Consider the following 23233-nt stretch of genomic DNA (forward strand, 5'->3'; position numbering starts at 1 on the left):
CCCAAACTGACGTCGGTCATCGGTCGACGCCTCCCATCACGGGGTCGATGGACGCCACGGCCACGATGACGTCGGCGACCTGGCCGCCCTCGCACATCGCCGCCATGGACTGCAGGTTGGTGAACGACGGGTCCCGGAAGTGGACCCGGAAGGGGCGGGTGCCGCCGTCGCTGACGACGTGCACGCCCAGCTCGCCCTTGGGCGACTCCACCGCGGTGTAGGCCTGGCCCGCCGGGACCCGGAAGCCCTCGGTCACCAGCTTGAAGTGGTGGATCAGGGACTCCATCGAGGTGCCCATGATCTTCTTGATGTGGTCGAGCGAGTTGCCGAGGCCGTCCGGGCCCAGCGCGAGCTGCGCGGGCCAGGCGATCTTCTTGTCCTCGACCATCACCGGTCCCGGCGCCAGCTTGTCCAGCGCCTGCTCGACGATGCGCAGCGACTGCCGCATCTCCTCCAGGCGGACCAGGAAGCGGCCGTAGGAGTCGGCGGTGTCGGCCGTCGGGACCTCGAAGTCGTACCCCTCGTAGCCGCAGTACGGCTGCGACTTGCGCAGGTCGTGCGGCAGGCCCGCGGCGCGCAGGATCGGCCCGGTGGCGCCGAGCGCCATGCAGCCGGCCAGGTCCAGGTAGCCGACCTCTTCCATCCGGGCCTTGAAGATCGGGTTGCCGGTGGCGAGCTTGTCGTACTCGGGAAGGTTCTTGCGCATCTTCTTCACGAGCTCGCGGATCTGGTCCACGGCGCCCGGCGGCAGGTCCTGCGCGAGGCCGCCGGGGCGGATGTACGCGTGGTTCATCCGCAGCCCGGTGATGAGCTCGAAGACGTCCAGGATCAGTTCACGGTCGCGGAACCCGTAGATCATGATCGTCGTGGCGCCGAGCTCCATGCCGCCGGTGGCGATGCAGACCAGGTGCGAGGAGAGCCGGTTCAGCTCCATCAGCAGCACGCGGATGACGCTGGCGCGGTCCGGCACCTGCTCGGTGACGCCGAGCAGCTTCTCCACCGCGAGGCAGTACGCCGTCTCGTTGAAGAACGGCGTGAGGTAGTCCATGCGCGTCACGAACGTGGACCCCTGGGTCCACGTCCGGTACTCCATGTTCTTCTCGATGCCGGTGTGCAGGTAGCCGATGCCCGACCGGGCCTCGGTGACCGTCTCGCCGTCGATCTCCAGGATCAGCCGGAGCACTCCGTGGGTGGACGGGTGCTGCGGCCCCATGTTGACGATGATGCGCTCGTCGTCGGACGCCCCGACGGTCTCGGCCAGCTCGTCCCAGTCGCCGCCGGTGACCGTGAAGACCCGGCCCTCGGTGGTGTCGCGTTCCTCCGCCTGGGCGGGTGCGTGGTGGGTGCTCATCAGGAGTACGACCTCCGCTGGTCGGGAGCCGGGATCTGGGCGCCCTTGTACTCGACGGGGATGCCGCCGAGCGGGTAGTCCTTGCGCTGCGGGTGGCCGGGCCAGTCGTCCGGCATCATGATCCGCGTGAGGGCGGGGTGGCCGTCGAAGACGATGCCGAAGAAGTCGTACGCCTCACGCTCGTGCCAGTCGTTCGTCGGGTACACCGCGACGATCGACGGGATGTGCGGGTCGCTGTCGGGGGCGCTCACCTCCAGCCGGATCAGCCGGTTGTGGGTGATCGAGCGCAGGTGGTAGACGGCGTGCAGCTCGCGGCCCTTGTCCTCGGGGTAGTTCACCCCGCTCACGCCCGTACAGAGCTCGAAGCGCAGCGCCGGATCGTCGCGGCAGGTCCGCGCGACCTGCACGAGGTGCTCGCGGGCGATGTGGAACGTCAGCTCGTCGCGGTCGATGACCGTGCGGTCGATGGCGTTGGCGGGGAGCAGTCCCTGCTCCTCCAGCGCGCCCTCCAGCTCGTCGGCCACCTCGTCGAACCAGCCGCCGTAGGGGCGGTGGGCCGGGCCGGGCAGCCGGACGGTCCTGACGAGGCCGCCGTAGCCGGAGGTGTCGCCGCCGTTGTTGGCGCCGAACATGCCCTTCCGGTGGCCGATGACCTCGCCGCCCGCACCGCGCTGGCCGGGGAGGTTGTCGGCCTGCAAGTCGCGCTCGGGGTTGGTGCCGTTGGCGTCTGTCACCGCAGCAGCCCCTTCATCTCGATCAGCGGGAGCGCGTTGAGGGCGGCGGACTCCGCTTCGCGGGCCGCCTCCTCACGGTTCACGCCGAGCTTCTCGCCCTGGATCTTCTGGTGGAGCTTGAGGATGGCGTCCATGAGCATCTCGGGCCGGGGCGGGCAGCCGGGCAGATAGATATCAACGGGGACAATGTGGTCAACACCCTGCACAATGGCGTAATTGTTGAACATCCCCCCCGAAGAGGCACAAACCCCCATGGAGATGACCCACTTGGGGTTCGGCATCTGGTCGTAGACCTGCCGCAGCACCGGCGCCATCTTCTGGCTGACCCGGCCGGCCACGATCATCAGGTCCGCCTGCCGCGGTGAGCCGCGGAAGACCTCCATACCGAAACGGGCCAGGTCGTAGCGCCCGGCCCCGGTGGTCATCATCTCGATGGCACAGCAGGCGAGGCCGAAGGTGGCCGGGAAGACCGACGCCTTACGCACCCAGCCCGCGGCGGACTCCACCGTGGTCAGCAGGAATCCACTCGGCAGTTTTTCTTCGATACCCATGCGTTGGCCCCTTGTCCCCTAGTCCCATTCCAGGCCGCCGCGCCGCCACACGTATGCGTAGGCGACGAAGACGGTGAGCACGAAGAGGAGCATCTCCACGAGCCCGAAAATCCCCAGGGAGTCGAACGTGACGGCCCAGGGATAGAGGAAGACGATCTCGATGTCGAAGACGATGAAGAGCATCGCCGTCAGGTAGTACTTGATGGGGAAGCGCCCGCCGCCGATCGGCTGCGGAGTGGGCTCGATGCCGCACTCATAGGCTTCCAGTTTGGCCCGGTTGTACCGTTTTGGTCCGACGATCGAGGCCGTGATCACGGAGAAGATCGCGAAGCCGGCCCCGAGGCCGCCCAACACGAGGATGGGCGCGTAGGCGTTCACCGTCCCCCGCTCCTTCCAGTCGCCAATGACTGCGTGGGAGTCCCCCCGCCGGGGAGGGACCGTCGGCCCGGGTCGCGTCCGGCTCACGAAGATCGCTCCCAGACGACGTTCATCTGAAGATCGCGCCTATGTGAGGCAGTTCACAAGCCCAAGCCGCCTGCATCTTATGCCCGGCGTCCTGTGATCTGCGACACGGGGTCGCCCAACGGCTTTGTGATCTCCACCACCTGACGAATGATCATGAAGGCTGATGAGCGGTGACCTTGCACCGCATGCGGCACAAACAATCACTTGACGTTACATTCACTCGCGTTACCCCTGGTCACGGCGGCGCGCGCATTATCAAGGGCCCCTCGCGCGACGCAAATTCGCCCTGGACCGAATGGCGTGATAGCGCCGGTCGCCCCCCGGAGGGTGAACGGGACGAAGGTCCCGCTGACGTACGTGAACCGACTCACGAGCGCGCGGCCCGGCCGGGGTGGGGCCGGGGGAACGAGTCGGACATATGGTTCCGGTGAGCAAGATCCAAATAAGGACAATAGGCCGTGCACACGACAACTGTGTCGCATCCCACCTTTGTTGAACGGAACCGGCGCATCCTGATAGCCAGGACCACATGTCCCCAAACCTGAACCGGACGACCACGTCCGCATCGCATATACGCCGCCGACGGCACGCCGCTCCCGGTAACCCGAACTGGGTCCGCCGGGCCGGGATCGTCGGCGGCGTCGTCAGTGCGCTCGCGCTCAGTGGCGCGGCCGCTCCGGCCATGGCCGAACACCGCAGCACCCCGCCCGCGCCGGCCGACACCACGACGACCGCCGAGCAGACCCCCGCCCTCAGCACCAGCGCCTCCGCGGCGCAGGCCGCGGCCGCGCTCGACCAGACGGTCGTCCAGCTGAAGCTGCAGGCCGCCGAGGTGACCGCGACCGCCGAGGCGAAGAAGGCCGCTGCCGCGACCAAGAAGGCCGAGCTGAAGAAGGCCGCCGACGCCGAGGAAGCCGCCGCCGAGGCCGCTGCCGAGCGCCAGGCCGCCACCCAGGCCGCGTCGCGCTCCTCGGAGCGCACCAAGCTCTCGGTGACGTCCTCCGGCGCCTCGTCGTCCTCGTCCTCCACGAAGGCGTCCACCACCGCCTCCACGGCGAGCGGCAGCATCGCGAGCGTCATCAGCTTCCTGCGGGCGCAGGTCGGCAAGGCGTACGTCATGGGCGGCACCGGCCCGTCCTCGTACGACTGCTCGGGCCTGACCCAGGCGGCGTTCAGGACGATCGGTGTGGACCTCCCGCGCACCTCCCAGGAGCAGTCGAACACCGGCACCCCGGTGTCCATCGGCTCCCTCCAGGTCGGCGACCTGGTCTTCTGGGGCGGCCAGGGCAGCGCCTACCACGTCGGCGTCTACATCGGCGGCGACCAGTACCTCGACGCCGCCAACCCGGAGACGGGCATCGGCGTCCACGACATGAGCTGGTCCACCCCGGACTTCGCCACCCGCGTCGCCTGACGGATCCCCCACCCCCCGAAAGGGCCGTCACCCCACCGCTCGGGGTGACGGCCCTTTCGCACGGGCGGGGGAGGCGCACAGCGCCGGAGGCGTTCACCGGAGGGGGACGCGGGGGGACGCGGGCGCCACGGGCCCGCGCAAACGCGGCCGGTTCCCGCCCGAACGATCAGCTCGGACGCCCGGAGCGTCGCCCAACGGACCTGAGAGCGTCCTCAGTGATCCCCACCCGACGCAAAGCCGCCCCCTGAGACCCGCAGACCGTCCCCTGTTACACAAGCCCCACTTCGTCGCAAAGACGGCAAACCAACGCCCGCCCGGCGAAGGGAAGCGCAGCGGACCGCGCTCGCTGCGCCGCCGGACCGCGCAGCGGGCCGGAGACACTGCCAGGCGCGCAGCGCCGGGGCCCTCCCCCTCCGCGCGGTCAAGGCGCGCAGCGCCGCAGAAGAGCACTCCGTGCTGCTCTGGCCTCAGCCACCGCACCGCCGCGGGCTACGACCGGCCGGCCTCGTCGGCCTTTATCGCGCGGAGGAACGCCGCCCAGTGGGCGGGGGTGGTGGCGAGAACCTCGCCGGGGCGGTCGCCCTCGCGGAAGAGGACGCGGCCGGCGGGGGCGAGCGCTACTTCGAGACAGCTGTCGGACATCCCGGTGCCGCTGAAGCTCGACTTCTGCCATATCCGATCCGTCATCGTTCTCCCTTTCACATGCGGTAGAGCAGGTGCTGCACCAGCCCCAGGGAGTCCTTCCGTGCGTGGAACTGGGACTCGGGTTCGGGGTCGAGCGGGGGCAGGGCCACCGTACTCAGTTGTTCGAACGCCTCCGTGAACCGGGTCAGATGGGACGGCTCGCCGAGAAAGAGCGGGTTCACGGGGTGCTCCACATGCACGGTGCCCAACTCGGGAGCGGATGAATCGAACAGGGCGAAGGGGGTGCCGAAGCCCGCCGGGAAGGTCTGGGCGGTGAAGGGCAGGATCTGGATGACGATATGCGGCAGCCGCGACAGCTCCACGAGATGCTCGATCTGGCGGCGCATGATCTCGGCGCCGACGAACTGCATGTGCAGCGCGGCTTCGTGGATCACCAGGTGCAGGGCCAGTGGTGTGTCCCCTTCGAGGATCTGCTGGCGCCGGAGCCGGAACTCGACGGCACGGTCCAGCTCGTCGGGACTGGCGTCGAGGTTGCCGATCTCGAACAGCGCACGCATGTACTCGGGTGTCTGCAGCAGGCCATGCACGTACACCCACTCAAAGCTCCGGAGCGCGGTGCTGCTCGCCTCCAATTCGGCCAGATCGAGCACCGAAGCAGAGCGCGAATCCTGATACGGCGTCCACCAACCCTTGCCCGTCGCACGCCCCATCGCGACCAGCGCCTCGATCAAGGTCCGACTGTTGCAACCGTAGGCGTGCGCCAGCACGCGGAGTTTCTCTTCCGGGATGGCGGTACGTCCCATTTCGATGTGGCTCATGTGCGCCCGCCCCAGCCCAGCGAGGGCCCCTGCGTCGGTGGCGGACATACCGCTCAGCTCGCGAAGCCTGCGTAGTTCCGCACCCAAGCGGCGCTGCCGCTGCGACGGGTTGGACCTCAGGCCCATCAGTACCTCCTCGACGGATCACGGGCAGTCTGCCCGCCGGTCGGGGGCGCGGTCCACTCGTTCGGAGCACATCTGGAGATTCGGTTGCAATCGCTACACATCGCTCCCTAACGTCAAGAATGTCTCGCCCTCCCCTTGCGGAGCAGCCGGAGCAGCCACACCGCTACTCCAGGGCGAGTTGACCCCGTGTCCCTACATTGAGGGCAACCGGACACCCGGAGGCATCGCGTCATGCCAGGACCCGACTTTTCTCTCGTCTTCCCGCCCGACCCCGTCTGGGTGCGGTCCGCTCGTGAGGCTGTTCGTGCGCTGTTGCGGAGTGCGCGGCGGGACGATCTCACCGATACCGCGTTGCTGCTGACGTCCGAGGCCGTGACGAACGCGGTCAACGCGTGTCACCGGAGCGGGTGCTCGATACCGGTCACGCTGTCCGCCGAGTGGCACCGGGCCGACGCCGCCGAGACGCTGCGCGTCCTCGTGCACGACTCCGCGCCCGGGCTGCCCGCCGGGCGGGCCGCCGAGGGGGGTGACGAGTCGGGGCGGGGGCTGGCGCTCATCGGGGACTGCGCCACCGACTGGGGGGTGCGGGCCACGGATGCGGGGCCTGGGAAGTCGGTTTGGTTCACGCTGTAGAAGTGCAGGTCAGAGGGGTCGAGGGGCGTGCCGGGGGGCCGGGAATCGGCTGCTGGGGGGTCGGGGTGTCAGGATGGGGGGCATGACCATCAGCGTGTACTTCGACATCACCATCGACGACGCCCCCGCCGGGCGCATCACCTTCAACCTGTACGACGACGTGGCGCCCAAGACCGTGGAGAACTTCCGCGCCCTCGCCACCGGCGAGAAGGGCTTCGGTTACGCGGGGTCCTCGTTCCACCGGGTCATCCCGGGCTTCATGCTCCAGGGCGGCGACTTCACCCGCGGCAACGGCACGGGCGGCAAGAGCATCTACGGCGAGAAGTTCGCCGACGAGAACTTCAAGGCCAAGCACTCCAAGCCGGGTCTGCTCTCGATGGCGAACGCCGGGCCGAACACCAACGGCTCGCAGTTCTTCATCACCACCGTGCCGACGCCCCACCTCGACGGCAAGCACGTCGTCTTCGGCGAGGTCGCCGACCAGGCCAGCATGGACCTGGTGACGAAGATCGAGGGCTACGGCTCGCAGAGCGGCCGCACCTCCGCCAAGGTCACCATCGCCGCCTCCGGCGCCGTCGACGCCTGATCGTTTCAGCTGGATTCCAGCGCGCGGGCGGCCTTCGTCATCGGGCCGCCCGCGTTGCCGGTGTTGACGACCCCGGTCGGCTCCAGCAGGAGGATGGACGTCTCCTCCTCCGCGGCCGTGCAGTGCTCCACGCCGCGCGGCACGACCACGAACTCGCCCGGGGCGAGCTCGACGTCCCCCGCCCTGAAGCGGACGGTGAGCCGGCCGCTGATGACGAGCAGCAGCTCGTCGGTGTCGTCGTGGGTGTGCCAGACGAACTCGCCCTGCACCTTGGCGACCTTGACGTCGTAGTCGTTGACGCCGCCGATGCGGCGCTGCGCCCACTGCTCGGTGAAGCGGCCCAGCGCGTCGGCGATGTTCACGACGGGCGGTACGGCGGTCTCGGAGACGGTCATGGGGTGGAGCCTCTCTGCGTAGGTGGCCCCCCGAGCTTCCCGCCCCCCGCCCCGCGCGGTCTTGTACGTTCCTCGCATGGGTGACATCACCGCCTGGCGGCCCGCGGTCCGGGGCATCAGCGAGATCTTCCACGCCCACTTCACCGACCACGCCTATCCGGCGCACACCCATGGCACCTGGACGCTGATGATCGTCGACGACGGGTCGGTGGACTTCGGCCTCGACCGGCACCGGCACGGCGCCTGGGGGACCGACTCGGTGGCGCTGCTGCCGCCCGACGTCTTCCACGACGGCCGGACGGCGACGCCCGCCGGTTTCCGCAAACGGGTGCTGTACCTCGACCGGAGCGTGCTGCCCGAGTCCCTGATCGGGACCGCCGTCGACCGTCCCGTCCTCGTCGACGGGCTGCTGCGCCGGCGCATCGGCCAGCTGCACGACTCCCTCGGGCACGTGGGGGACGCCTTCGAGGGCGCATCGCGGCTGGCCTTCGTCCGGGAGCGGCTCAGCGTCCACCTCGCCGCCGGCCGGACCCGCCGGCCCGGCCCGGAGGCGGCTCGGCTCGCGGTGGCGCTGCGCGAACTGCTCGACGCCCGGGTCACGGAGGGCGTCACCCTGCACGAGGCGAGCGCGGTGCTGCGCTCGCACCCCACGCACCTGATCCGCTGCTTCAAGCAGACGTACGGCCTGCCGCCGCACGTCTACCTGACCGGGCTGCGCATCGACCGCGCGCGCCGGTTGCTGCTCGCGGGCGGGCGCCCGGCCGACGTCGCCACCGAGGTGGGGTTCTACGACCAGGCGCACCTGAACCGGCACTTCCGGCGCCACGTGGGCACCACGCCCGCCCGCTACGCGGCGCCGCCCGCGGGCTAGGAGCCCCGGGGGCTAGGAGTCCCGCGGGCTGGGAGCCCCAGGGCTATGAATTCGGGGCCACCTTGCTGAGGCCGTTGATGATGCGGTCCATCGCGTCGCCGCCGGTCGGGTCCGTGAGGTTGGCGAGCATCTTGAGCGTGAACTTCATCAGGACCGGGTGGGTCAGCCCGCGCTCGGTGATGACCTTCATGACCCGCGGGTTGCCGATGAGCTTCACGAAGGCGCGGCCCAGCGTGTAGTAACCGCCGTACGTCTCCTTCAGGATGCGCGGGTAGTTCTGCAGCGCCAGCTCGCGCTGGGCGGGGGTCTGGCGGGCGTGGGCCTGGACGATCACGTCGGCGGCGATCTGACCGGATTCCATCGCATAGGCGATGCCCTCGCCGTTGAACGGGTTGACGAGGCCGCCCGCGTCGCCGACCAGCAGCAGGCCCTTGGTGTAGTGCGGCTGCCGGTTGAAGGCCATCGGGAGGGCGGCGCCGCGGATGGGGCCGATCTGGTTCTCCTCGGTGTAACCCCAGTCGGCGGGCATCGAGGCGCACCAGGTCTTGAGCACCTCGCGCCAGTCCAGCTCCCGGAAGGCGCTCGATGAGTTGAGGATGCCGAGGCCGACGTTGCTGGTGCCGTCGCCCATGCCGAAGATCCAGCCGTAGCCCGGCAGCAGCCGGTCCTCGGCGCCGCGCTTGTCCCACAGCTCCAGCCAGGACTCGAGGTAGTCGTCGTCGTGGCGGGGCGAGGTGAAGTATGTGCGGACCGCGACGCCCATCGGGCGGTCCTCGCGGCGGTGCAGGCCCATGTGCAGGGAGAGCCGCGTCGAGTTGCCGTCGGCGGCCACGACCAGCGGCGCGTGGAAGGTGACCGGGGTCTTCTCCTCGCCGAGCTTGGCCTCGACGCCGATGATGTGGCCCGTGCGCTCGTCGCGGATCGGGGCACCGACGTTGCAGCGCTCGTGCAGCCGGGCGCCGGCCTTCTGCGCCTGCCGGGCGAGCAGCTCGTCGAAGTCCTCGCGCTTGCGGACGAGCCCGTAGTCCGGGTACGAGGCCAGCTCAGGCCAGTCGAGCTGGAGGCGGACGCCGCCGCCGATGATGCGCAGGCCCTTGTTGCGGAGCCAGCCGGCCTCTTCGGAGATGTCGATGCCCATGCCGACGAGCTGCTTGGTGGCGCGGGGGGTCAGCCCGTCGCCGCAGACCTTCTCGCGCGGGAACTCGGTCTTCTCCAGGAGCAGGACGTCGAGTCCGGCCTTGGCCAGGTAGTACGCGGTCGTCGAACCGGCGGGCCCGGCCCCGACGACGATCACATCGGCCTTGTTCTCGGACAGGGCGGTGTCGGTCACGGTGGGCTCTCCGGTCTCAACGAGGGGTCTTGGCTCCGACCGAGTCTATGAGGCCGCCGCCCGAGCGCGAGCGGCGGCTCTCGGTGTGCCTCAGACGGAGCCGCTCGGGAGACCTACCGGAGTCTCCGACGGGCTGCTGTACGGATCGCCGGTCGAGCTGTCGGTGGAGGTGCCCGTGGAGGTGTCGGACGGGGTGTCGGTGGACGTGTCCGACGGGCTCGACCCGTCGGACGGGCTCGCGCTGTCCGACGGGCTCTCCGACGGGCTCTCCTCGTCGCCGGGGACGGCGGGCGAGGACGTCGAGGAGCCGGGATCGGCCGGATTGTCGTCGCCGCGGTTGTAGAGGATCACGCCCGCGGCGGCCGCGCCGCCGATCGCGAAGGCGCCGAGCATGATCAGCCCGACCACGAACAGTCGGCTGCGGGGCGCGCGGGGCGGCTTGTCCGACGGGGTGCCGAGGTTCAGCAGGAGTTCCGGCTCGCCGAACCCGCCGGCCTGTGGTGCGTCGTGCGGCCGCCCTTCGTACGGCTGCATCGGCTCGACGGACCGCGGGGGCTGCTGCATGGCCTGCGGGGGCTGCTGCGGCGGAACCTGGTGCGGGCCCTGGAACGGCTGGTCCTGTGCCTGCACGGGCACCGGCTGTCCGTACCCCTGCTGCGGGTAGCCCGGCTGCGCGTAGCCCTGCTGCCCGTAGCCCGGCGGCCGGCCGCCCTGTCCTCCCTGGCGCACCCGGAAGAAGAACGTCACCGCCAGGACCCCGCCGAAGGACCACAGCAGGCCGAACAGCAGCGCCTCGGGAACGAGGGAGGCGGCTCCCACGGTCGCCGACCTGCTGCCCTCCGAGTAGTCGCCCTCCACGCCGCCGAGCGCGATCAGCAGGACGAAGAGCCCCGCGTAGAAGCCCGCGGCCAGCCACTGCTCGCGCCGGTCGGCACAGCGGCGGACGGCCACGACGCCGAGGATCAGGGCGCAGACCACGCCCGCGGCGACGGCCCCGGGAACGGCCCAGCTGTTGTTGAACTTCTCCAGGTCGGTCAGGCCGAACCGCTGGGTCTCGTAGCTCGATCCCGAGCGCGTCGCCTCGATCGGCACCCCCCAGGCGAGGCCCAGCGCCGAGACGCCGCCGTTCACGACGAGCAGCGAGACGCCCGTCCACGTCCCGCTGTTCATCTCGTCGGAGTGGTCCGCCAGGACGATCAGGACGACGGCGGCGCACAGGGCCACGCCGAGGCCGAGCGCCAGCAGCGCGGCCCGCAGGGCGCGGGCCGCGGCGGCCAGCCCCGGGCTGGTGGCCGCCGGTCCTGCCCACCGGTCGCGGCACAGCACGAACAGGCCCACCAGCAGGCTGAGCACGAAGGTCCACAGGAGCACGGTGAACGGGCCCGACGAGACCTCGATGTGGCCCCCGTCTCCCGCCGGCACCGTGTAGTCCGGCTGCGCGACGAGCGCCAGGATCAGTGCGGCGACCGTGCAGACCACCGCGACCCGGATCGCCGCCTCCGCGCCCGTCTGGGTGCGGCGCAGGTGGCGCAGGGCCAGGACGAGGGCGAGCGCCCACAGGACGGTGACCACGAGCGGCACGACCGACAGGGTGACGGAGTCCTGCGTCGTCGAGCGCAGGAGGGGGCCGGCGGTCGAGGAGTCGTAGTCGTCGTAGGACGAACTGTCGCTGTTCGAGGAGAGCTTGACGCCGAGGACCCCGCCGACGCCCTGGAGGACCATGGCGAGGTAGCAGCGCAGCCGGGTGCCGTAACCGACGTCGGCCGCGTCCAGCTGCCGGTTGGACTGCGTCGCCAGCACCGCCGCGAACAGCAGCAGCACCGCGCTCGGCCACAGCGCAGTCTTCAGCGGCCCCGTCCAGTCGCCGGAGACGGTGCGGCGCAGGAACAGGGCCGCGGGCGAGGGCGCCTGCGGCACCGGGGCGTACGGGGTCCCGGCGTACGGAGACAGCGGCTGGGACGGAGACGGGGACGGGGCGTACGGCGGTGGCGCGTAGGCGGGCGGGGCGTAGACCGGCGGCCCGGACGCGGGCGGACCGTAGGGCGGCCCGCCGTACGTGGGCGGGGCGGTCGGCGGAGGCGGCGGCCCCGGAACCGGCGGCGCCTGACCGTCCCGCGGCACCTGGCCGCTCTGCGGCGGCTCCTGCCCCTCGGCGGCCGGGGGCTGCGCCGGTATCGGGGGCGTTCCCAGCTCACGGCCGCACTTCATGCAGAAACGCGCGTCGTCCGCCGACGCGTTGCCGCAGGCGGGGCAGAACGGCATGGGGCACTCCGGAGGTCGGGAACGGGTGTCGGTGACGGCCGTGGGAACAGCCGTCGGGAAACGGCCGTCGGAAACCGCCGTCCTCGTTCAGACCCCGGAGTTTATTGTCACCGCGCTCCCAACTGCGCGGCTATTGACCGTTCTTCGCCTGACCGTCCTTCGCCGCCCGGTGCAGCGCGACCACGCCACCGGTCAGGTTGCGCCAGGCGACCTTGGACCAGCCGGCGCCCTGCATCAGGGCGGCGAGCGCCGCCTGGTCGGGCCAGGCGCGGATGGACTCGGCGAGGTAGACGTACGCGTCCGGGTTGCTGCTCACCGCGGTCGCGACCGGCGGCAGGGCGCGCATCAGGTACTCGGTGTAGACGGTGCGGAAGGGCTTGAACGTCGGGCTGCTGAACTCGCAGATCACGACGCGCCCGCCGGGCTTGGTGACGCGCAGCATCTCGCGCAGCGCGGCCTCCGTGTCGTGCACGTTGCGCAGCGCGAAGGAGATGGTGACCGCGTCGAAGACGCCGTCGGCGAACGGCAGCCGGGTCGCGTCGCCCGCCGTGAGCGGCAGGGACGGGTGGCGCTTCTTGCCCTCGCGCAGCATGCCGACGGAGAAGTCGCACGGGACGACCTGGGCGCCCGCCGCGACGAAGGGCAGCGAGGAGGTGCCGGTACCGGCACCGAGGTCGAGCACGCGCTCGCCGGCCCGGACGTCGAGGGCCTGCGCGACGGCCTTGCGCCACAGCCGGGCCTGGCCGAGCGACAGCACGTCGTTGGTCAGGTCGTACTTGGCGGCTACGTCGTCGAACATCGCGGCGACTTCGTGCGGCTGCTTTTCCAGGGAGGCTCGGGTCACGCGCCCATTCTCCACCCCGCGCCGGGCGCGCCCCGCAGGGGCCACCCGCAGCGGCCGGTCGCGGGGCCGCCGCACGTCAGCGGCGCACGTCAGCGGCGCACGTCAGCGGCGCAGGGCCTCCGCGGGCTGGATCCGCGAGGCCCGCAGGGCCGGGTAGAGGCCGGCGAGCAGGCCCGTGAGCAGGCCGATCACCGGAGCGGCGGCGATCGTCGCCGGGTGGACGACCGGCGTCCAGTCCCGCACGACGGCGACGACCACGACCGTGAGGCCGCCGAGGCTGGTGCCCACCAGCCCGCCCAGCGCCCCCAGCGCGCCGGACTCCGCCAGGAACTGGGCGGTGATGTGCCGGCCCCGCGCGCCCAGGGCGCGGCGCAGCCCGATCTCGCCGGTGCGTTCCAGGACGGCGACCAGCGTGGTGTTGGCGATACCGACGGCCCCGATGACCAGGCAGATCGCCGCGAGGAGCAGGAAGAGCTGGTTGAGGTCGCCGGTGACGCCGCCGCGCAGCGTGCGCGGGTCGGGCGGCGGGACGGCCTTCAGGTACTCGGGGTGGTCCGGGCGCAGCGCGGTCGGTGCCTCGTGGGCGATCTGCGCCGCCGCGCCGATCCGGGTGGCGACCAGCATCCGGGCGTCGCCGCCCTTCGGCGGGCCCCAGACCCGCTCCGCGGTGGTGCGCGGCACGATCACGGACAGCAGGAAGTCCGCCTTCCGGCGGGCGTCGTCGATGATCCCGACCACCGTGAACGGCTGCTCGCCGATGAAGACGGCCGGGAACGTCTCCAGCGTGGTGATGCCGAGGCGGGCCGCGGTCCCCGAGCCGATGACGACGACCGGCTGCGCGCCGCGCGACAGGTAGTCGTCGTAGAGCCTGCCCTGCGCGAGGTGCGGGTCCGCCGCGCGCAGCGCGCCGGGGGACGCGGCGACGATGCCGATCTCCGCGCCGCCGGAGTCGGCGCCGACCGGTGAGGAGCGGACGGTGGCGTCGCCGACCGGGTGCACCGGCCAGTAGACCCCCGCGTGCTCCACGCCGCCGAGCCGGCCGATCCGGTCGTCGGCGTCGGCCGGGAAGGCCGGTCCCGCGAACGCGTTCTGCTGGAGGCTGACGTCCTCGATCGTCACCTCGGTCGCGGTGAGCACGTCGAACCGGGCGTCGATCTGCGAGGACGTGGTGGCCGTCAGTCCGAGGATCGCCACGAACGTGCCGACGCCGAGGACCGTGCCGAGCGCGGTGAGCGCGGAGCGGCCGGGGCGCTGCAGCATCCCGGCGAGCGACTCGGAGAGCAGCTCGCGCAGCGGGAGGACGGACGGCTCGACGGGGCGCCGCCCGGTCCCCCGCCGCCCCGGCGTCCCCTGCCGCTCCGGCCTCCCCCGCCGCCCCCGCGGCCCCGCCCTGAGCCGGAACCTCACACCGGCGCCCGTTCGGTCAGCACGCCGTCGCGGATCGCGAGGGTGCGTGCGCCGCGGGCGGCCACCAGCGGGTCGTGGGTGATGACGACGATCGTCATGCCGTCGGCGTGCAGCGCGTCGAGCAGGCCCAGGATCGCGCCCGCCGTGGCGGTGTCGAGGTTGCCGGTCGGCTCGTCGCACAGCAGCAGCAACGGCCGGGAGACCAGGGCCCGCGCGATGGCCACCCGCTGCTGCTCGCCGCCGGAGAGCCGGGTCGGCACGGCGTCCAGCCGGTGGTCCAGGCCCACCCTGGCCAGCGCCTCGCGTGCCCGCTCGTACGACTCGGCGCGCGGCACGGCGCTGTACAGCAGGGCGAGCCGGACGTTCTCCACGGCGGTGCGGTAGGGCAGGAGGTGGAACGACTGGAAGACGAACCCGATGCGTCGGCCGCGCAGCGCGGTGCGGTCGGCGTCCCTGAGCGCGCCGGTGTCGATGCCGTCGAGCAGGTAGCTGCCGGAGGTGGGCACGTCGAGCAGGCCCACGATGTTGAGGAAGGTGGACTTGCCCGAGCCGGAGGGGCCGACGACGGTGACGAACTCGCCCGCCCCGACGGTCAGGTCGCAGCCGGTGAGCGCGTCGACCGGCGGCGGCCCCGGATAGCTGAGCCCCGCCCGCCGCAGCTCGATGACCGGGGGAACCGGGAGGACGGGGGCCGGGGGAACGGGGGCGGGGAGATCCTCAGCTTCCACTGGAGGCGTCCTCGGGGGCGTTCCCGGGAGTCTCCTTGGACGTGCCCCTGGCGGAGGCGTCCTTGACCCCGGTCACGACCCGGTCGCCCTCCGCGAGCACACCGCTCCCCACCGGGACGACCTCCACGAACCCGTCCCCCGTGGTGCCCGGCCGGACCTCCACCCGGCGCTGCGCGCCCCCCTTGGCGACGACCGTGACGACCGTGCGGCCGTCCGCGCCCGCCGAGATCGCGGTGACGGGGACGACGAGCGCCTCCCCGTCGGTGGAGGCGGCCTCGACGGTCAGCCGGACGTCCTGCCCCGCGAGTTGCGGATCGAGCGGCCGGTCGGGACGGACCACCATCGGGTACCCGCGCTGCCCCGGCGTCGCGCCCAGATCCTGCGCCTGCTGGTCCTGGCTCTGCCCCTGCTGCCCCTGCTGGTCCGGCTGCACCTGGTTCTGGTCCTGCTGGTCCTGCGACGCGGCTCCCGCCGGCTGCCCGCCGTCGACGGCCGTCCCGACCGAGAGCACGGTCGCCGTCGCGGTCACCCCGCTGACCTCCGACAGGATCTGGACCCGCTGCCCCGGCCGGACCAGACCCTTCTGGTACTCCTGCAGCGTGCCCCGCACCACCAGCGCCCCGGCCGACACGGTCATGACCGCGGATCCCGACACCTTCGACCCCACGTGCGCGGGGACGGAGTCCACCCGGGCCGGAAAGCCGTCCAGGTAGACCACTTCGCCCGCCGGCAGCATCGGCCCGTCGGTGGCGAGGACCGCGGCGAGGTCCGCCCGCGCGCTGCTCAGGTCCTCCCGGGCCCGCTGCACGGCCCGCTTGGCGGCCTTGCCCGTGGCGGGCTTCCCGGCCGACGGGCTGCCGGTCGGCCGACCGCCGCTGCCGGGCTTCCCGGTCGGCGACAGGAGCGGCTCGTTCGCCGCCTCCAGCTCGTCCTGGGCGTCCTGCGCGTCCTGGAGGGCGCGTTCGGCGCCGGTCACCGCGTCCCGCGCCGCCTTCAGCGCCGCGCCGCCGTCCGCGTGGGCCGGCAGCGGGTCGTAGCCGATCGACGCGTAGAACCCCGCCAGCGCCGCCTTCGTCCCGGGCCCGAAGGTCCCGGCCGGGTCGTCGCCCGACCGGTGGCCCAGCTCCCCGAGCGAGCGTTGCAGCTGGGCGACGTCACCGCCGGTCGCGCCCGGCTTGAGGTCCCGGTACACCGGCAGCGCGCCGCGCAGCGCGAACACCGGCCGCCCGGACACCTCCAGCAGCACCTTGCCGTCGGTCACCGTGGCGCGCGGCGCGGTCAGCAGCTTCGTCACGACCGGCGTGCCGGTGCCCTCCCCGGGCGTGACGGAGGGCGAGACGTCCACCGACTGCCCGGCGCGTACCGTGCCGCGCAGGATCACCGAGTCCTTGAGCACCCGGCGCTCCACGGGCGCGGTAAGCAGGTCCGGGGCGGGTGCCGCGCGCTCCGCGGCGGCCTGGCCGGGCGACTTGATGACGAGGGACGCCCCGGCGGCCGAGCCGGACACCGCCAGCGCGCCCACCGCGACGGCGATCACCCAGACGCGCCGCCGGGCGGGCAGCGGTGCGGGCGTGTCAGCCACCCTGGATCCCGTCGCCGCCGGACTTCACCTGGCAGGTGTGCCAGATGGCGGCGGTGGCCGGGTCCTGCTTCAGCCGGGCGCCCAGCGCGGCGGGGTAGGTGAACTCGCCGTTGGCCGGGCTGGGGTCCGGGTAGTCGGTGATCCCGTGCTCCCGCATGCACTTCGTCTCCTGCCGCAGCGCGGCCAGGAAAGCCGGGGGGACGGGATCGCTCGTCGTCGTGCCGCTCTTGCCCGACCTGTGGTCGTCGCCCGAGCTCCCGGAGCCCGTGGAGCACCCGCCGACGCCGAGCGCCACCGCCAGCAGCGCGGGCAGGAGCAGCGGGACCGGGTGGCGGAGGGTGCGGAACGGGGTCCGCTCTGCGCTGGGCACGATCGATCAGCGTAGCCGTGGTCGAACATTCGCTCTACTGTCCCAAAGGACAGTAGAGACAACGCGATTACCTCTGTTCGCATAGTGCGCCGCCGCCGCGGCCACCGCACGCACCACGCATGGGAGGAACGCCGCATGACGCACGTCAACCGCACCGCTCTCCGCCGGGCGCTGTCCACGACCCTGGCCCTGGCCGCGCTCGGCACCGCCTCGCTCGTCTGCGCGGGGCCCGCCGACGCCCTGGGCAAGGACGGCAACCTCGAATCCGGTGAACTGGGCCTTTACTACGCCCAGAACCGCACCAACCTGCTGTTCGACCTCTACTACGCGGGCAACAACTTCGCCGGCGACCGGTACGCGGCCAACACCAGCATCTCGCCCAACGACAACACCGAGTCGTACTGGAACCGGGACGCGCAGACCTGGAGCGTCTGGACCGACGCGTACCGCTCCGGCGTGCACGGCTGGATCCCGGCGTACACGTGGAGCAACGCCAGCACCAACTTCAAGAACAAGATCTCCTCCGCCAACCCGGGCTGACGCGACCCGGGCTGAGCCCCGCCGTCCCGCACGTCCCGCGTCCCGCGCGTCCCGCGCGTCCCGCGCCCCCGCCGTCCCCGGAGTCCGCCGATGCCCAGCCGCCGCGCCGCCGCCCCCGCCGCCTGCCTCGCCCTGCTCGCCGTCCTCCTGACGGGCCTGACGGGCTGCGGATCCGCCTCCGGCGCGGCGTCCGAGGGCGGGAAGTCCAAGGACCGCGCGGAGCCGCCCGTCGGCACCCCCGCCACGCTGCTCGACAGCAACGGGCTGACGTTCCCCCTGGACGACTACCTCGTGCCGGTCGAGCAGCGGCAGGAGTTGCAGAAGGCGCAGAACGTCCTGATCGACCAGTGCATGCGGCGCTACGGCTTCCGCTACACCGCGCCGGAGGCGCCCGCGGCCACGGACGTCTACGGCGAGAACGGCCGCCGCTACGGGCTGTCCAGCCCGGCCCTGGCCGCCCGTTACGGCTACGGCGACCCGCCGCGGCAGACCCCGGCCCGCGCCCCGCGCCCGGCGCGGGGCAGCAACGAGTCGCTGGTCCTCGACGGGCCGCCCGACCTGGACCCCAAGTCCCTGCCGGGCAACCAGGAGGAGGCGGAGAAGGCCAGGACGTCGGAGAAGAACACCCGCGTCGTCAACGGCGTCAAGATCCCCGTCGCGGGCTGTACCGGCGAGTCGGGCCTGCGGCTCTACTCGCCCGACGCCGCCGCCGTCGACATCGCGTTCCCGCAGAACCTCAACGCCGAGGCCAACGAGCGCTCGCGCCAGGACTCGCGGGTGGTGCGGGCGATCGGGCAGTGGTCGGCGTGCATGTCCGGGCACGGCTACCGCGTCCCGTCGCCGATGGGCGTGCCGACGGCGCTGCGGCTGACGGACCTGTCGGGCCCGCAGGCGGTCACCGTCGCCAACGCCGATGTCGCGTGCAAGCGGCAGGTCAACCTGGTCGGCGTCTGGTTCGCCGTCGAGTCCGCGTACCAGAAGGTGCTGATCGAGAAGAACGCCGAACTGCTGAAGACCTTCAAGGACCAGCAGCAGGCGCGCATGCGGCTGGCCGACTCACTGGTGGGCTGATATAGCCTTCCGTGTGCTCAAGTCCACGCTTCCGGGGGGAAATCCGTGCATCTGCTCTGCCTGGTGTGCGAAGTGTGCGGGACCGGACCGCGAGACGATCCCCACCCGTACGGCAGCGCGGTCCTGGCCGGGCTGCGGCTGATCCCGAGCCTGACGAGTCGCGAGCACGAGGTGCTGCTGAGCCTGCGGGACGGGGCCTCGAACCGGGAGCTCGCCGCCGAACTCGGCATCACGGAACGCACGGTGAAGCTGCACGTCGCGAGCCTGCGCTTCAAGCTCGGCGGGGTGTCACGGCTGCAACTGAGCCTGATCGCGCTGGTGCACCACGCCCGCGGCGGTCACGCGCGCCGGTGCACGAGCCGGCCGCCGACCACCGTCGCCACGCAGCCGCCGGCTTCGTCGAACACCGCCAGGTCCGCCCGGCCGCCGGCCGCGAGCGCGGGCGGCACGGATCCGGCGGGCACCCTGGTCAGGCCGCCGCGGGCTGCGGCGGCCCGCAGGGCGGGGTCCGTCAGGTACCCGTCCACGACCGCCGTCACCCCGAGCCGCAAGAGGGCGTGAATCCGCTCCCGCGGACTCGGCGCGTCCGGCACCGGGCCCGTGTGCACCAGCGCGGGGCCCAGCGTGCCGCGCCATTCCCGCACCCTCGCGTGCGGGAACAGCGCGCGTAGCTCATCGGCGGTGCCGACCGCCGTGATCCGGTCGCCGGAGACGGCGACCGCCCGTCCGGTGCCACCGTCCCCGCTGTGGATCGTGAGCATTCAGTTGGCTGCGAGCAGCTTCAGCTCGGGGTGTGCCGTGCCGCCCTCGATCGCCGTCGACGACAGGTGCGAGACCGCGTGGTCGTTGACCGGGTCGTCCGCCGGGTCCTCGTGCACCACCAGGTGCTCGTAGGTGGTCGCGCGCTGCGCCGGGACGCGGCCCGCCGAACGGATCAGCTGGATGATCTCCATCCGGTTCGAGCGGTGCTTGGCGCCGGCCGAGGAGACCACGTTCTCCTCCAGCATGATCGAGCCGAGGTCGTCCGCCCCGTAGTGCAGGGAGAGCTGGCCGACCTCCTTGCCGACCGTCAGCCAGGAGCCCTGGATGTGGGCGACGTTGTCCAGGAAGAGCCGGGCGACCGCGATCAGCCGCAGGTACTCGAAGATCGTGGCCTGCGTGCGGCCCTTCAGCTTGTTGTTCTCCGGCTGGTACGTGTACGGGATGAAGGCGCGGAACCCGCCCGTCCGGTCCTGTACGTCACGGATCATGCGCAGGTGCTCGATGCGCTCGGCGTTCGTCTCGCCGGTGCCCATCAGCATCGTGGACGTCGACTCGACGCCCAGGTTGTGCGCGATCTCCATGATCTCCAGCCAGCGCTCGCCCGACTCCTTGAGCGGCGCGATGGCGGTGCGCGGCCGGGCCGGGAGCAGCTCGGCGCCCGCGCCCGCGAAGGAGTCGAGGCCCGCGGCGTGGATCCGGCGGATCGCCTCCTCCGCCGTCACCCCGGAGATGCGGGACATGTGCTCGATCTCGGACGCGCCCAGCGAGTGGATGACCAGCTGCGGGTACGCCTTCTTGATCGCGGCGAAGTGCTCCTCGTAGTACTCGACGCCGTAGTCCGGGTGGTGGCCGCCCTGGAACATGATCTGGGTGCCGCCCAGCTCGACGGTCTCCGCGCAGCGGCGCAGGATGTCCGCGATGTCCCGCGTCCAGACCTTGTCGCTCTGCGGGGCGGCGTAGAACGCGCAGAACTTGCACGCCGTCACGCACGAGTTCGTGTAGTTGATGTTCCGCTCGATGATGTACGTCGCGATGTGCTCGGTACCCGCGTAGCGCAGCCGGCGGGCCGCGTCGGCGGCGGCGCCGAGGGCGTGCAGCGGGGCGGAGCGATACAGGTCCAGCGCCTCCTCCGGGGTGATGCGGCCGCCGGCGGCGGCGCGATCGAGGACGGCTGCGTAGTCGCTCACCGGGGCTGTCCCTTCCGAAGGGGTACAAGACGGACCAGCTCAGCGTACGCCAGGCCGCGGACACTCCCCTGGGCGGGCCGGGCGGGGCCGCCGGCCGACGACCGCGGGAACACCCGTTCGCGCCTACCGTCACACCCTTGTCACGGGGTGCCGTGCGCCCCTGACATCGCCCTCGCGCGCCGGATAATCTGCAGTCTCAGGACAAATACACGGTGACGACGGCTTGTGGTGCGGGACGGGGTTGGATATGTCGGGGGCCGGATCGACGAGGGGACTGCGCCCGCGCAGGCTCAGCGAAGAGACCATCGCCGCGGCGCCGGGCCGCGGGGCGCAGCTCAGACAGCACGCGGGCTCCGCCGCCACCGCCCTGTGGGCGACGCTGCGCCCGACCCGCAACCGCAGCACCGGCTACCTCGCGATCGGCGCGGTCGGCGCCCTCATCGCCAGCTCCATCGCGCTGGGCGTCGGCGCCGCGGGCACGATCCCGCGGCTCGCGGACATCGGCGCCTGGCTGAACAGCAGCGGCTCGGGCGAGGCCTCGCACGCCAACGGGCTGACGGGCGACGTGGACGGCAAGGTCAAGCTGCCGGGCATGAACGGGCACTCGGTGACGATCGCCCAGGACGGCAGGACCGTCCTCGTCCTGGACCGCAAGACCGGCAAGGTCGTCCGGATCGACCCCTCGCAGCTCACCGCGGAGCAGTCGACGAACTACGGCACCAGCGGGCTGCAGCTCGTCTCCGGCGGCACGTACGCCTACGTCGTGGACGCCGCGAAGGGCACCGTCCAGCGGATCGACCCGGCGCTGACGACCCCGACCGGCGAGAAGGTCCAGCTGGGCCCGGGGCTCGGCACCGCGACCGTCGACTCGCAGGGCACGCTCTGGGTGCCGCAGCCCGGCAAGGGCACCGTCGTCCCGTTCGTGAACGGGGCCAGGAGCGCCGAGGTCAAGGTCGCCGCCCCGGACCACGACCTGGTCCTCACCCTGGCGCAGGGCCGCCCGGTCGTCACCGACCGCACGGACGCCGTCACCAAGGTGCTGACCGTCGCGGGCACCCGGCAGACCTTCAACCTCCAGGGCGGGATCGCCGACTCCGCCCCGGCGAAGATCCTGGTGCCCGCCGCGACCGACAGCCCGATGGTGCCGATCCTGGCCGCCGACAGCGGCGCGCTCGCGCTCGTGGACGTCACGAGCGGCCAGTCCATCAACGCGAGGGTCCCGATCCAGGGGCACGCGCTGGGCGCGCCGCAGGTGCTGGGCAAGAAGGTCTACATCCCGGACGGGACCACCGGCAGCCTGCTCGTCTACGACACCGCGTCCTCGGCGTTCCAGGACTCGGTGAACGTGACGAGGAAGCCCGGCAACCTGGAGCTCTTCGTCCGCAACGGCCTGCTGTGGGTCAACGACCAGAACAACAGCTCCGCCGCCGTCATCAACGCGGGCGGCGACGTCCACACCATCGGCAAGTACACGGACAAGGTGCCGACGGCCCGGAAGAAGAACGACAAACCGGTCGAGGACAACGTCCCGTCCTCCCGGCCGACCCACCGGGCCCAGCAGCCGACCCGGCCGGACAAGGGCACGGGCGGCGGCAATACCCGGCCGCCCACGCACGCCCCGGCGACCACGCCGCCGCCGACGCAGGCACCGCCGACCACCCCGACGAAGAACTGCGCCATCAACTGGGAGGCCGGCTGCCCCGAGCCGCAGACGCCCGGCACCCCGCAGGCCCAGTCCGGCGACGGCTCCATCACGCTGACGTTCCAGCCGGCCTCCGGCCTCACCCCGCAGCGCTACGTGCTCAAGGGGCTGAGCGGCGGCCAGACGGCGACGCCGTCCCAGGTCGGTCCGAACGGGCCCTTCACGTTCCAGGTCGACGGCGGCTCCTGCGACACCGAGTTCAGCTACACCGTGGTCGCGGAGTACGCGGCCGGGGCGGCGAGCAAGGAGTCGAAGGCCTCGGCCCCGGTCCGCCCCTGCGTCGCGCCCGGCGCCCCGCAGAGCCTGAAGATCACCAACAGCGGCGGCGGGCACGGCGCGAAGGTCAGCTGGAAGGCGCCCTCGGGCGGCGCGTCCGGGGTCACGTACAAGGTGACGTGGACCGGCGGCAGCGCGACGACCCAGAGCACCAGCCGCACGATCACCGGCCTCGACAACGGCGGCCAGTACGACGTCTCGGTGAGCACCAGCAACGCGGCGGGCTCGGGCAGCGCCACCAACGGCACGATCGACCTGACGCCGCCGGACGTGACGATGAACATCACGCACAACGACGACGACCCGGATCCGCTGGCGATCCGCACCGAGCCGAGCACCAAGAGCGGCGGTCGGGCCGGACAGTTCTCGCCCAACTACCAGGGCCCGGTGACCGTGCACTGCCGTACGACGGGCAGCTCCGAGTACCACCCGTACGACAAGGTCACCAGCGACGTCTGGGCCAAGATCTCGTCCGGCTCCGGAAACGGCTACGTCGCCGACATCTACCTGGACTCGCGCAACAACAGCAGCGTCTGGGAATGCAAGTGACTCCTCTCCCTCCGAGCCCTTCCCGACCCCACGA

23 protein-coding genes and 1 pseudogene are annotated in these 23233 nt (G+C 71.8%); 8 read left to right on the forward strand and 16 right to left on the reverse strand.

Annotated elements, in window-relative coordinates; all coding sequences use genetic code 11:
- Positions 1-16: 16 nt before the first annotated feature.
- From ABZ721_RS13370 to ABZ721_RS13385, 4 genes are read right to left on the reverse strand one after another with little or no spacing between them, the layout of a single operon-like run.
- Positions 17-1351 carry an NADH-quinone oxidoreductase subunit D gene (locus tag ABZ721_RS13370; RefSeq protein ID WP_358788733.1) on the reverse strand — a complete coding sequence of 445 codons (1335 nt, stop codon included), beginning with the start codon at positions 1349-1351 and terminating at the stop codon, positions 17-19.
- Positions 1351-2085: an NADH-quinone oxidoreductase subunit C gene (locus ABZ721_RS13375; protein WP_358788734.1), complete on the reverse strand. Its 735-nt coding sequence runs from the start codon at positions 2083-2085 to the stop codon at positions 1351-1353. The genes ABZ721_RS13370 and ABZ721_RS13375 overlap by 1 nt, the downstream gene beginning before the upstream one ends.
- Positions 2082-2636, reverse strand: coding sequence for an NADH-quinone oxidoreductase subunit B (locus tag ABZ721_RS13380; protein ID WP_138357562.1), 555 nt, complete (start codon positions 2634-2636; stop codon positions 2082-2084). The genes ABZ721_RS13375 and ABZ721_RS13380 overlap by 4 nt, the downstream gene beginning before the upstream one ends.
- A gap of 18 nt (positions 2637-2654) precedes the next feature.
- Positions 2655-3014: an NADH-quinone oxidoreductase subunit A gene (locus ABZ721_RS13385; protein ID WP_164296559.1), complete on the reverse strand. Its 360-nt coding sequence runs from the start codon at positions 3012-3014 to the stop codon at positions 2655-2657.
- Positions 3015-3630: 616 nt separating this feature from the next.
- Between ABZ721_RS13385 and ABZ721_RS13390 the strand changes: the two genes are divergently transcribed.
- The gene (locus tag ABZ721_RS13390; RefSeq protein WP_358788735.1) at positions 3631-4515 is read left to right on the forward strand and encodes a C40 family peptidase; all 885 of its coding nucleotides are present in this window, start codon (positions 3631-3633) and stop codon (positions 4513-4515) included.
- A gap of 489 nt (positions 4516-5004) precedes the next feature.
- On the opposite strand, the gene ABZ721_RS13395 is transcribed toward ABZ721_RS13390, so the two are convergent.
- Both ABZ721_RS13395 and ABZ721_RS13400 read right to left on the reverse strand, forming a co-directional pair.
- On the reverse strand, positions 5005-5202 hold the full coding sequence (locus tag ABZ721_RS13395; protein WP_358788736.1) for a DUF397 domain-containing protein: 198 nt from the start codon (positions 5200-5202) through the stop codon (positions 5005-5007).
- Between the two features lie 11 nt (positions 5203-5213).
- Complete coding sequence (locus tag ABZ721_RS13400) at positions 5214-6104, reverse strand: helix-turn-helix transcriptional regulator (protein WP_358788737.1); 891 nt, start codon at positions 6102-6104, stop codon at positions 5214-5216.
- Positions 6105-6335: 231 nt separating this feature from the next.
- Between ABZ721_RS13400 and ABZ721_RS13405 the strand changes: the two genes are divergently transcribed.
- Positions 6336-6737, forward strand: a complete 402-nt coding sequence (locus ABZ721_RS13405; RefSeq protein ID WP_358788738.1) for an ATP-binding protein — start codon at positions 6336-6338, stop codon at positions 6735-6737.
- An 82-nt stretch (positions 6738-6819) separates the two neighbouring features.
- Positions 6820-7323: a peptidylprolyl isomerase gene (locus ABZ721_RS13410; RefSeq protein ID WP_358788739.1), complete on the forward strand. Its 504-nt coding sequence runs from the start codon at positions 6820-6822 to the stop codon at positions 7321-7323.
- Positions 7324-7328: 5 nt separating this feature from the next.
- Here the strand turns inward: ABZ721_RS13410 and ABZ721_RS13415 are convergent, their stop codons facing one another.
- A complete protein-coding gene (locus ABZ721_RS13415; protein WP_358788740.1) occupies positions 7329-7718 on the reverse strand; it encodes a cupin domain-containing protein in 390 nt (129 codons plus the stop codon).
- Positions 7719-7794: 76 nt separating this feature from the next.
- Here ABZ721_RS13415 and ABZ721_RS13420 point away from each other — a divergent pair, with 76 nt between their 5' ends.
- Entirely contained in the window at positions 7795-8589 is a 795-nt protein-coding gene (locus ABZ721_RS13420) for an AraC family transcriptional regulator (protein WP_358788741.1), read from the forward strand.
- A 43-nt stretch (positions 8590-8632) separates the two neighbouring features.
- Here the strand turns inward: ABZ721_RS13420 and ABZ721_RS13425 are convergent, their stop codons facing one another.
- The 7 genes from ABZ721_RS13425 to ABZ721_RS13455 all read right to left on the reverse strand — a co-directional run bounded on the left by ABZ721_RS13425 (position 8633) and on the right by ABZ721_RS13455 (position 17112).
- Positions 8633-9919, reverse strand: a complete 1287-nt coding sequence (locus tag ABZ721_RS13425; RefSeq protein ID WP_358788742.1) for a geranylgeranyl reductase family protein — start codon at positions 9917-9919, stop codon at positions 8633-8635.
- Positions 9920-10009: 90 nt separating this feature from the next.
- The gene (locus ABZ721_RS13430; protein WP_358788743.1) at positions 10010-12181 is read right to left on the reverse strand and encodes a zinc ribbon domain-containing protein; all 2172 of its coding nucleotides are present in this window, start codon (positions 12179-12181) and stop codon (positions 10010-10012) included.
- Between the two features lie 130 nt (positions 12182-12311).
- Positions 12312-13025: a demethylmenaquinone methyltransferase gene (locus tag ABZ721_RS13435; protein ID WP_358788744.1), complete on the reverse strand. Its 714-nt coding sequence runs from the start codon at positions 13023-13025 to the stop codon at positions 12312-12314.
- Between the two features lie 102 nt (positions 13026-13127).
- Positions 13128-14318, reverse strand: a complete 1191-nt coding sequence (locus ABZ721_RS13440) for an ABC transporter permease (RefSeq protein ID WP_358788804.1) — start codon at positions 14316-14318, stop codon at positions 13128-13130.
- Positions 14319-14428: 110 nt separating this feature from the next.
- Positions 14429-15160 (reverse strand): ABC transporter ATP-binding protein, encoded by a 732-nt coding sequence (locus tag ABZ721_RS13445; RefSeq protein WP_358788745.1) that lies wholly within the window; start codon positions 15158-15160, stop codon positions 14429-14431.
- Positions 15150-16742, reverse strand: a complete 1593-nt coding sequence (locus tag ABZ721_RS13450) for a peptidoglycan-binding protein (RefSeq protein ID WP_358788746.1) — start codon at positions 16740-16742, stop codon at positions 15150-15152. Before ABZ721_RS13450 ends, ABZ721_RS13445 begins: the two co-directional genes overlap by 11 nt.
- On the reverse strand, positions 16735-17112 hold the full coding sequence (locus ABZ721_RS13455; RefSeq protein WP_358788747.1) for a hypothetical protein: 378 nt from the start codon (positions 17110-17112) through the stop codon (positions 16735-16737). Before ABZ721_RS13455 ends, ABZ721_RS13450 begins: the two co-directional genes overlap by 8 nt.
- 135 nt (positions 17113-17247) lie before the next feature.
- Here ABZ721_RS13455 and ABZ721_RS13460 point away from each other — a divergent pair, with 135 nt between their 5' ends.
- The 3 genes and pseudogenes from ABZ721_RS13460 to ABZ721_RS13470 all read left to right on the forward strand — a co-directional run.
- The gene (locus ABZ721_RS13460) at positions 17248-17652 is read left to right on the forward strand and encodes a peptidase inhibitor family I36 protein (RefSeq protein ID WP_358788748.1); all 405 of its coding nucleotides are present in this window, start codon (positions 17248-17250) and stop codon (positions 17650-17652) included.
- A gap of 90 nt (positions 17653-17742) precedes the next feature.
- Positions 17743-18723 carry a hypothetical protein gene (locus tag ABZ721_RS13465; RefSeq protein WP_358788749.1) on the forward strand — a complete coding sequence of 327 codons (981 nt, stop codon included), beginning with the start codon at positions 17743-17745 and terminating at the stop codon, positions 18721-18723.
- A gap of 72 nt (positions 18724-18795) precedes the next feature.
- Positions 18796-19020 (forward strand): annotated as a pseudogene (locus ABZ721_RS13470) (helix-turn-helix transcriptional regulator); the annotation flags it as partial.
- Between the two features lie 41 nt (positions 19021-19061).
- Here the strand turns inward: ABZ721_RS13470 and ABZ721_RS13475 are convergent.
- Both ABZ721_RS13475 and mqnC read right to left on the reverse strand, forming a co-directional pair.
- Entirely contained in the window at positions 19062-19484 is a 423-nt protein-coding gene (locus ABZ721_RS13475; RefSeq protein ID WP_358788750.1) for a hypothetical protein, read from the reverse strand.
- Positions 19485-20672, reverse strand: a complete 1188-nt coding sequence (gene mqnC / locus ABZ721_RS13480; protein WP_358788751.1) for a cyclic dehypoxanthinyl futalosine synthase — start codon at positions 20670-20672, stop codon at positions 19485-19487.
- Positions 20673-20919: 247 nt separating this feature from the next.
- Between mqnC and ABZ721_RS13485 the strand changes: the two genes are divergently transcribed.
- Positions 20920-23199, forward strand: coding sequence for a hypothetical protein (locus ABZ721_RS13485; protein WP_358788752.1), 2280 nt, complete (start codon positions 20920-20922; stop codon positions 23197-23199).
- Positions 23200-23233: the final 34 nt, after the last annotated feature.

The organism is Streptomyces sp. NPDC006733, from assembly GCF_040636125.1.
Taxonomy (GTDB): Bacteria; Actinomycetota; Actinomycetes; order Streptomycetales; family Streptomycetaceae; genus Actinacidiphila.

Excerpts from the sequence above, each read along its gene's own strand:
- ABZ721_RS13370 (WP_358788733.1), bottom strand. The coding sequence starts at position 1,351 with ATGAGCACCCACCACGCACCCGCCCAGGCGGAGGAACGCGACACCACC.
- ABZ721_RS13380 (WP_138357562.1), bottom strand. The coding sequence starts at position 2,636 with ATGGGTATCGAAGAAAAACTGCCGAGTGGATTCCTGCTGACCACGGTG.
- ABZ721_RS13390 (WP_358788735.1), top strand. The coding sequence starts at position 3,631 with ATGTCCCCAAACCTGAACCGGACGACCACGTCCGCATCGCATATACGC.
- ABZ721_RS13395 (WP_358788736.1), bottom strand. The coding sequence starts at position 5,202 with ATGACGGATCGGATATGGCAGAAGTCGAGCTTCAGCGGCACCGGGATG.
- ABZ721_RS13400 (WP_358788737.1), bottom strand. The coding sequence starts at position 6,104 with ATGGGCCTGAGGTCCAACCCGTCGCAGCGGCAGCGCCGCTTGGGTGCG.
- ABZ721_RS13405 (WP_358788738.1), top strand. The coding sequence starts at position 6,336 with ATGCCAGGACCCGACTTTTCTCTCGTCTTCCCGCCCGACCCCGTCTGG.
- ABZ721_RS13410 (WP_358788739.1), top strand. The coding sequence starts at position 6,820 with ATGACCATCAGCGTGTACTTCGACATCACCATCGACGACGCCCCCGCC.
- ABZ721_RS13415 (WP_358788740.1), bottom strand. The coding sequence starts at position 7,718 with ATGACCGTCTCCGAGACCGCCGTACCGCCCGTCGTGAACATCGCCGAC.
- ABZ721_RS13420 (WP_358788741.1), top strand. The coding sequence starts at position 7,795 with ATGGGTGACATCACCGCCTGGCGGCCCGCGGTCCGGGGCATCAGCGAG.
- ABZ721_RS13430 (WP_358788743.1), bottom strand. The coding sequence starts at position 12,181 with ATGCCGTTCTGCCCCGCCTGCGGCAACGCGTCGGCGGACGACGCGCGT.
- ABZ721_RS13460 (WP_358788748.1), top strand. The coding sequence starts at position 17,248 with ATGACGCACGTCAACCGCACCGCTCTCCGCCGGGCGCTGTCCACGACC.
- ABZ721_RS13465 (WP_358788749.1), top strand. The coding sequence starts at position 17,743 with ATGCCCAGCCGCCGCGCCGCCGCCCCCGCCGCCTGCCTCGCCCTGCTC.
- ABZ721_RS13475 (WP_358788750.1), bottom strand. The coding sequence starts at position 19,484 with ATGCTCACGATCCACAGCGGGGACGGTGGCACCGGACGGGCGGTCGCC.
- ABZ721_RS13485 (WP_358788752.1), top strand. The coding sequence starts at position 20,920 with ATGTCGGGGGCCGGATCGACGAGGGGACTGCGCCCGCGCAGGCTCAGC.